The 1,347-nt window shown below is 65.6% G+C and carries 1 protein-coding gene; it reads left to right on the top strand.

The genetic code is table 11. The features are described 5' to 3' along the window. The first annotated feature begins 175 nt into the window (after positions 1–175). Positions 176–1,048 carry an alpha/beta hydrolase gene (locus G3480_RS26665; RefSeq protein WP_164657212.1) on the top strand — a complete coding sequence of 291 codons (873 nt, stop codon included), beginning with the start codon at positions 176–178 and terminating at the stop codon, positions 1,046–1,048. Positions 1,049–1,347 lie beyond the last annotated feature (299 nt).

Below are 1,347 nucleotides of genomic sequence, written 5' to 3'. Positions count from 1 at the left end.
CGCCTGGCTGAAAGGATTTCGGGCGATTCGTACCCGTTATGTTTGCCAGTTGCAAAACTACTTGGCACTGATTCAGCTGGCTTGCGCAGAAATCTTATTCCGAAAACTCCAAGAAACCTAAAGGTAATGCAAATTCTGTTCCGGATATCCTCTTAGTCAACCCGGTGGAGGCAGCATGAAGCACTGGCGTTTTCGGTGGTGGTTGGCGCTCTGCTGTGCGCTCGGGGTGATGTTTGCCGGCCCCGCCAGCGCCGGGCGGATTCTGGTGCTGGTGCATGGCTACCTCGGAGACTCGACGTCCTGGCAGCAGAGCGGCGTACTGCCGGTGTTGGAGCAGGCTGGATGGACGCTCGCCGGCAACTGGGAGTCGACCCAGTTTGGGGTGCGGTTGGAGCCGGTCGGACCACCTGCGGGGGAATTCGCGATCTACACGGTCGACCTGCCCCCCACTGCCCCCTTGATGGAGCAGGCACGCTTTCTCGGCGGCATGCTGGCCGCGATCGCGCAACAGCACCCGACGGACAGCGTGGACCTCATCGGGCATTCGGCCGGCGGCGTCGTCGCGCGGCTCGCCCTGGTGAACTATGGCCCAAGCACGGTCACCCGGCTGATCACCATCGCCGCCCCTCACCTGGGCACCGAGCGCGCCTGGGAGGCCCTGGATGCGACGAACGACACTGGGCTGTTCGGCGGGATCAAGCGCTGGCTCGTCAAGCGCGAGGTAGGCGACGACCTCTATCGCACCCTTCAGTCTTCGCGTGGCGTCCTCGCGGACCTCGCTCCACCACGGCCCGGCAACCTACTGAACTGGCTCAACGCTCGCCAGCATCCTGATATCGCCTACGTTGCCGTGGTCCGCGGCGCGGCCTACGGGATGCCGGGCGACCAGGTCGTGCCAGCACCCAGTCAGGACCTCCGCCGGGTGCCCGCGCTGAAGGGCCGGGCCAGCATCCGGGTGGTCGCCGGCGGCCACGAACTCAGCCCGCAGGACGGGCTGCTGCTGTCCGAGCTGGTCTCCAAGCCCGCCAACGCCACAGCGCCTAAGTGACCGGGTGCGATCATGAGTGATGCGCGCTGGCCAGCTGCTGTCGGTTGGGCCGACATTGGGAGGCCCAACATGCACCCTTTCGTTGGGCGAGCCCATCTACATCGCCGAGCGGCATGGCTTGTCGGCGTGCCCGCTCGCCCCGCCGCAGGCGCACGCAGGAGCGGTATTCAGTCGCCTCCAGCGCGCGCGAGAAATGCCGTGAAGCTCGGCGGGTTCATAGGGCACGGCAAATCCGTTCTAACCTGCAGGCGCTGATTGGGCGGCGCGGGGAGCGGAGTTTGCCGTCATGCCCAGATAGT

Origin of the sequence: Thiorhodococcus mannitoliphagus (assembly GCF_010915725.1) — a bacterium.
GTDB classification, from domain to species: domain Bacteria; phylum Pseudomonadota; class Gammaproteobacteria; order Chromatiales; family Chromatiaceae; genus Thiorhodococcus; species Thiorhodococcus mannitoliphagus.
The sequence above is the reverse complement of the archived record's forward strand: the minus strand, read 5'-3'. Positions and strand labels throughout refer to the sequence as shown.

Bases quoted from the DNA above. Each gene is read 5' to 3' on its own strand.
- G3480_RS26665 (WP_164657212.1), top strand. From the start codon at position 176: ATGAAGCACTGGCGTTTTCGGTGGTGGTTGGCGCTCTGCTGTGCGCTC.